Genomic DNA, 6726 nt, shown 5'->3' on the forward strand with positions numbered 1-6726 from the left:
GCCCGCGCACCCGGGCCCGCGGCGACGCGCCGATCTCGCCCCGGGCGTAGCGCTGCGCCGCCCCGACCAGCGAGCCCACCAGCGCGGACGCCGAGATCGGCCCCGGGGACAGTTCGGCCAGCTGCTGCAACGCACCCGCGGACGCCTGCACCACCTCGCCGTCCACCCCCACGATCAGCACCGCCGGGCCGGCCACGGCCAGCGGCGCGGCGGTAGCCAGACTGGCCAGCAACCCGCTGCGCACCCCGCGGGCCAGGCTTCCGCCCAACGAGGCCAGGTAGCTGACCTCGTCGTCGTCGAAGGTCGGGTCGTCGGTCATCCGGAACAGCGCCACCCCGGCCCAGGCCTGGCTGCGTTCGTCCACGCAGATGGTCCGCAACTCGTCGGCGAAGCCGAACCGGGGACGCATGAACTCGGCCAGCCGACGCGACTCGTCCGGATCGCCGGCGGTGCCGGCCATCACGCCGGCGGCGGTGATCCGGCGGGAGTAGAGGGACGCGTACGCGGTCGGCTCCTGATCGCCGTACTCGATCAGCCCCCATTCGTGGTCGTGGGTGTTCAGGCCGTCCAGCGCCCCGGTCTTGCGGACGCCGGTGAGCAGCCCGGTACTCGGGTCGATCATCGCCACGCACGACCCGGCGAACGGCACGGCCCGCCGCAGCGACTCCAGTGATTCCGACACGAAGGTGTCCAGGTCGAGGCCGGCGCGCGCCAGCACCTCTACGTCACGGCGGACGCGCTCCTGAGCAAGGGCTTTCCCCACGAGAAGAAGTGTCGTCCCCCGTAGCCGCGATGGGTACCCCACAAACCTGGGACATCGCGTTCCCCGTTCGTCCGGGATGGTCCGGCGCTCCGGCGCCGCCCAGGATTCTCGTGGATCGCAACGAGAGGAAGTCCCCATGACCGACACGATCACCACCGACAGCGGACCGGCCGAGTCGCTGCGCGGCCTGTGCGACGGACGGGTGTTCCTGCCCGGCGAGCCCGGCTACGACGCCGCCCGGACGCCGTGGAACGTGGCCGCCGACCAGCGCCCGGCGGCGGTCGCCGTGCCGAGCAGCGTCGATCACATCGTCGCGGTGGTGCGCGCCGCAGCATCCGCCGGCCTGCGGGTTGCCCCGCAGAGCACCGGGCATCGGGCCACCGCGATCGCCGCCGATCTCGCCGGCGCCGTGCTGCTGCGGCTGTCCGACTTCACCGGGGTGAGCATCGACCCGGATCGCCGCGTCGCCCGGGTGGTCGGTGCGACCCTGTGGCAGCAGGTGGCGGAGGCGGCCGCCGAGCATGGCCTGGCCGCCATGCACGGCAGCTCGCCGGACGTGGCGGTGGCCGGCTACACGGTGGGCGGCGGACTGTCCTGGTACAGCCGAATGCACGGCCTGGCCAGCGACCGGCTGCTGGCGGCGGAGCTGGTGCTGGCCGACGGCAGCGTCGTCCGCACCGACGCGACCGAGCATCCGGAACTGTTCTGGGCGCTGCGCGGCGGCGGGACCTGCCTCGGGGTGATCACCGCGCTGGAGTTCAGCCTGCTGCCGCTGTCCGAGGTGTACGCCGGCATGCTGCTCTGGGACGGCAGCCGAGCCCAGCAGGTCTGCCGGGCCTGGGCGGACTGGACCCACGAGTTGGACGAGCACGCGACCACGGCGTTGCGGCTGCTCAGCGTGCCGCCGCTGCCCGACGTCCCGGAGGTGATCCGTGGTCGCCAGCTGGTGGTGATCGACGGCGCCGTGCTGGGCGAGCCGGACCGGGCGTCCGCGCTGCTGGCTCCGCTGCGTGACCTGCGACCCGAACTGGACACCTTCGGCCCGACACCGGCCGCGGCCCTGACCCGGATGCACATGGATCCGGAGGGCCCGACCCCGAGCGTCACCGATCACGACCTGTTGGCCGACTTCGACCAGGCCGCGGCGGACGCCCTGGTCGCGGTCGCCGGGGCGGCGTCCGGTTCGACGCTGCTGGCGGCGGAGATCCGGCACCTCGGCGGCGCGCTGGCCGTCGAGTCCGAGGGACGCGGCGCATTGCGCCGGATTCCCGGCGACTATCTCGGCTTCTTCGTCGGCATCGCAGCCACCCCCGACCTGGGTGCCCAGGCCCGCGCGGACGCCGCCAAGGTGGTCGCCGCACTGGCGCCCTGGTCGAGCGGGCGGAAGTTCCTCAACTTCTCCGACGACCCCACCGATCCGTCCAGCGCCCTGGAGCCGGACGCCTTGGCCCGGCTGCGGCAGCTGCGCGCAGCCATCGACCCGACGGGGCTGTTCGTCGGGTGAGGGAGGAACCCGTCGTCGGGGTGGGACGGGTGAACACGCGGACCGCGTCCGCCGCCGGGGGGATCGGCGGACGCGGCCCCGCACCATCGCGTCGACCAGATACGGCAAGCGCTGAGCCGCTGCAGTCGTATCAAGCTGCCCCGCGGCGCACACCTACGTTCGGACGGTTCGGACACCCCCCACGGTGTCGGTGCCGGCTGCTACGTTGAACAATGGACGCGGGAGCGAGTTCGGGGGCCCGTGCGCCTCCAGCTGACGCGCCATCGCTCGGCCTCACCCACCCCTCCCGACCAGACAGGAGCGGATCATGGCCGATCCGAGCAGCACTCATCCCTACCCCGACCAGACAACCCCCGACCAGACAACCGTGGCCCGCGGCAGCCGGCGACCGCGCCGCGGAGTACAACGGCTCGGGGCACTGTTGGTCGCGGCGACGCTCGGGTTGGGTATGCCGGCCGCCGCGCCCGCCGCACAGGCGGCAGCCCCCGGGTTCTGCGCCGACGGAAGCCAGCCGTACGTGCCGGTCAGCGAGGTCGAGTCGTGGAACGCCGGCGCGAGCGTCACCGGCCTCACCGTCAGCAAGGGCACCACCCCCGAAGGCTTCACCGGCAGCTACATCGGATCCATCGACGATGCCCTCGGCAAGGGCAAGACCCTGCTGTTGTTCCGGTTGAGCAACCCGACCATCGACGGCACCAACGGGCTCAAGCCGGCCGGCATCTGGGCCGGCATGTCCGGCTCTCCGGTGTACGCCCCCGATGGACGCCTGATCGGTGCGGTCTCCTATTCGCTGAACGCCGACAACCTGCCGGTGGCCGGGGTCACCCCCGCCGAGTACATGAAGTCGATCGGCAGCACCGGCATCGAAAGCGCCGCGCAGATCCGGTTGACCTCGGCCAACCTGAAGGCGTCCCCCGCCGCGGCCCGGGTGGCCGGCACCGCACTGTCCGGCACCGCGCTGACCCCGATCAAGACGGTCAACATCGCCGGCCAGGGTGGCGCGGGCGGCAACGCCTTCGCGAACCGGACCCTGGCCCGGACGCCGCGCACCGCCGGAGCGGCCGCCCTGCTGCGCAGCCGCAGCTTCATGGCCGCCCCGAAGCAGACCGCCTCCGTCAGCCAGCCGCTGGTCGCCGGCGGCAACGTCGCCGCCCTGTTCGGCAGCGGTGACCTGGTCAGCGGATCGATCGGAACCGTCACCGCCATCTGTGGCTCGACGGTCTGGGCGTTCGGTCACCCGATGACCCAGCAGGGCAAGGTCTCGATGCAGCTGGCCAACGCGTCCATCGCCATGGTGGTGCCGGACGCCACCGGCATCGTGGGCTCCTACAAGCAGGTTTCCGCGTTCGGCCCGTCGATCGGCATGGTCACCCAGGACCGCACCGCCGGTCTCCGCGGCACCGTCGGAGCGGTCACCTCGTTCCCGATCAGCGTGGCCGTGCAGGACGCCGGCGGCAAGCAGATCGCCTCCTACTCCGGCACCCTCTCCGACCAGGAGGTCGCACCCTCGGCAGCCGCCTACCTGATCGGACAGGCGGCCACCGAGCAGCTCGACCAGGCCGGGGCCGGCACCGGGAAGGTCACCTGGACGATCAAATTCCGCCGCGCCAACGGCGCCACCGGGTCGTTGACCAACTCGCAGGTGGTCAGCGACCGGGAGCTGTTCTCCGACGAACTCGGGTCCCCCGCCGGTGACGACATCTGGACGATCGTCAACCAAGATGTCGAGAACGTCACCATCACCAGCATCAAAGCCACCGTCAAGCTGATCTCCGCCGACGCCCTCGCCTACAAGGTGACCCGGGTCGAGCGGCTCCGCAAGGGCAAATGGACGGCGCTGTCGGGCAGCAAGCTGAAGGCCGGCACGAGCTACACCCTGCGTCCGACGTTCCGGTTGATGCGCAACGGCAAGCCGGCCCAGAAGGTGATCGGCTCGACCTTCACCGCCAAGCTCTCCGCGTCCGCACGGTCCCGGGGCAGCATGAAGATCGCGGCGCTGACCGGCGAGTCGGACTCCTGCGAGGTCACCTCCTCGCTCATCGTGCTCTGCTCGGATTGGGGCGACCCGGAGGAGCCGGACGTGAGCAGCTTCAACCAACTGCTCGCCCAGCTCTCCGCGCTGCCGTCGAACGCCGGCCTGCGTGGCACCCTGAGCTACCGGCTCACCAAGGGCTCCACCGTCCGCCTCTACTCCTGGACCGGGCCCGGCCCGATGTCCGGACGCACCTCGGCGGACTTCACCATCAAGAAGTAGCCGGGCAGCGGGCCCGGCCTCCTGCCGGGCCCGCTCACCGTGCTCCGGCCAGCTGCTCGACGACCGCGACCAACAGCTGCCTGGCCTTCGCCCGGGTGACTGCCGTCGGTTACCGCAGGCGACTCCGCAACGCCAGGAAGTCGCTCTTCACCGTCCGGCCGATGCGCTCGAACTCGGTGCCGAAGTGGTCGTCGGAGACCATGTAGGTCCAGGTGGCGCCCGGCCGGTACAGACCCGCGTCGGCGAGATCCAGGCGACCGTCGACGACCGGAGCCCTCTCCAGGACGAGCGCCGCGTCCGCGAGCGCCTCATCGATCGCGCTGGCGAAGGCGTCCGCGATCAGCCGGTTGAAGGCATGGACCGGCTCGTCGCGAACCAGGGCGCGCAAGTGGATGCCCTCGCGGACGGCGGCGGCGTAGCCGAGATGGTCGCGCCAGCGGCGGTCGAGGCTGCTCAGCACGATCAGCCGGGCGGCGGCGTCCAGTTCGTCGGGGTGGAGCTGCCGGCGAAGCCGAGCTACCCGGTGCGGCGCCCGCTCCGCCAAGAACCGGACGCCGTGATCCGTGGTCAGCACGCTCTCGCGCAGGTCGAGCAGCCTCGCCCGATGACCGGCGAGCAGCCGTCCGTAGCGGTGGGCCAGGTCACGAAGGCTGTGCTGTTGGCCGTCGGCGACCCGTTGCGCGTGGCCGGTCCAGCGGAGCAGCCTGCGGTCAAGGACGGTGCCGTCGCGGGCAACCTCAGCAGCTGGTCGAGGACGTCGACGCCCGAGCTGGGCTCCAGCCGCTCCTTGGCCTCCACCGCCTCCTGCAAGCCCTCCGGCCAGCGCTGCAACGCCTCGACCCGGCCACGGGACGCGCTCACCAGCCGCACCCGGCCGCCCTCCACCACGTAGTCGACGTCCCGGACCAGCAACGCCTCGGCGTGCAGCGCGGTGTGGAGGCGGGCCAGCAGTTCGTGATCGGCGCCGAACAGCTCCACGCCGGGGAATTGTTGCTCGGCTGCCTGCAGGCCCGCCTCGGTGAGGTGCACCGTGCGACGGTCGTCCTCGATCTCGTAGTGGTCGCTCTCGGTCAGGCCGGCGACGAACGCGGCCAACTCCCAGTCGGCGCCGACGGTCTCGGCGGCCTCACCGGCCAGCACCAACGGCACCCGGCCCTCGTCGAGCAGCACGGCGTCCGCCTCGTCCAGCACCGCGGCGTCCGGACGGATCCCGACCCGGTCCGCATCGTCCAGGCAGAGCCGGTCCCGCAGCACGTCGAACCCCGCCTCGGTCACCGGGACGTACACCACATCGGCGCGGTAGGCGTCCCGGCGGTCCTGGTGCGGCGATCCGGAGGTGACAGCGGCGACGCTCACGCCGGACGCCGCGAGCAGCGGCCCCATCCATCCGGCGTCCCGGCCGGCGAGGTAGTCGTTCGCCGACAGGACGTGGACGCGGTGCCCGGCAACGACCAGGCCGACGGCGACCATCGCGCCCACCAGCGTCTTGCCCTCACCCGTCGCCAGCTCCACCGACGTGCCACGCAGCATCGCGGCAGCCGCCCGCAGTTGGACGTCGACCGGCCGCAGCCCCACCAGCCGATCGGCCAACTCTCGGACGATCGCCAGGAACGCCGCCAGCGACTCGTCGCCGCGGGCGAAGTCGGCGGGCAATGCGGTGAGTCGGTCCCGCAGCTCGGTGTCGGCCAAACGGGCGAGGTCACCTGCCTGGTGACCGGCCGCCTCCGCCACAGCGCCCGACCAGGACAGGTCGGTCGCGCCCGGCGTCTCCAGCAGCCAGGCCTTCAGGCGATTCCATGCCGACGGCATGGGACCACTTCAGCACACCGGGCCTACGCTGGGGCACAGAGCCGTCCGAGACCTGCAACGCACCAGGGAGGGCACCATGGCGGGAGCACAGCATCCTTCGGTGACCGGCATGGACGAGCGCACGCTCGGCCGCATCGACCTCATCCTCTTCGACGCCGACTACCGCGACCCGCAGGACGCCGTCGAAGACTCCTGGCGGGTGGCCGTGCTGGCCGCCGATCCCCGTCTGAGCGCGGCGCGGGAGCGCGCCCGCGTCGCGGCGGTCCAGGCGGCAAACACACGTCGCGACCCCACCGGCCCGCCCGTGCTCACCTCGACGACGCTGCACCGCGTGGCGCTGGGCGTCGCCCTGGTCGCCGGCGTCACGGCGCCGGCGCTGCTGACCGCCCCGCGGAC

The 6726-nt window shown here is 72.3% G+C and carries 6 protein-coding genes; 3 read left to right on the forward strand and 3 right to left on the reverse strand.

Annotated features, from left to right (window positions below):
- Positions 1–763 (reverse strand): LuxR family transcriptional regulator (locus QM582_RS12405; protein ID WP_415084828.1); only part of this gene is annotated, 763 nt, incomplete at its 3' end.
- 136 nt (positions 764–899) lie between these two features.
- Between QM582_RS12405 and QM582_RS12410 the strand changes: the two genes are divergently transcribed.
- On the forward strand, positions 900–2267 hold the full coding sequence (locus tag QM582_RS12410) for an FAD-binding oxidoreductase (protein WP_415084830.1): 1368 nt from the start codon (positions 900–902) through the stop codon (positions 2265–2267).
- Positions 2268–2574: 307 nt separating this feature from the next.
- Positions 2575–4521: a hypothetical protein gene (locus QM582_RS12415; protein WP_415084832.1), complete on the forward strand. Its 1947-nt coding sequence runs from the start codon at positions 2575–2577 to the stop codon at positions 4519–4521.
- A 109-nt stretch (positions 4522–4630) separates the two neighbouring features.
- Here the strand turns inward: QM582_RS12415 and QM582_RS12420 are convergent, their stop codons facing one another.
- Entirely contained in the window at positions 4631–5095 is a 465-nt protein-coding gene (locus tag QM582_RS12420) for a hypothetical protein (protein ID WP_415084834.1), read from the reverse strand.
- Positions 5089–6330 carry a hypothetical protein gene (locus tag QM582_RS12425; RefSeq protein WP_415084836.1) on the reverse strand — a complete coding sequence of 414 codons (1242 nt, stop codon included), beginning with the start codon at positions 6328–6330 and terminating at the stop codon, positions 5089–5091. Before QM582_RS12425 ends, QM582_RS12420 begins: the two co-directional genes overlap by 7 nt.
- 100 nt (positions 6331–6430) lie before the next feature.
- Here QM582_RS12425 and QM582_RS12430 point away from each other — a divergent pair.
- On the forward strand, positions 6431–6726 hold a 296-nt coding region (locus QM582_RS12430), incomplete at its 3' end, for a hypothetical protein (protein WP_415084837.1).

The sequence above is a fragment of the Micropruina sp. genome (assembly GCF_047607385.1).
In the GTDB taxonomy this organism is placed as follows: Bacteria; Actinomycetota; Actinomycetes; order Propionibacteriales; family Propionibacteriaceae; genus Micropruina.

Coding starts and splice junctions, on each gene's coding strand:
- QM582_RS12410 (WP_415084830.1), top strand. CDS start 900: ATGACCGACACGATCACCACCGACAGCGGACCGGCCGAGTCGCTGCGC.
- QM582_RS12415 (WP_415084832.1), top strand. CDS start 2,575: ATGGCCGATCCGAGCAGCACTCATCCCTACCCCGACCAGACAACCCCC.
- QM582_RS12425 (WP_415084836.1), bottom strand. CDS start 6,330: ATGCCGTCGGCATGGAATCGCCTGAAGGCCTGGCTGCTGGAGACGCCG.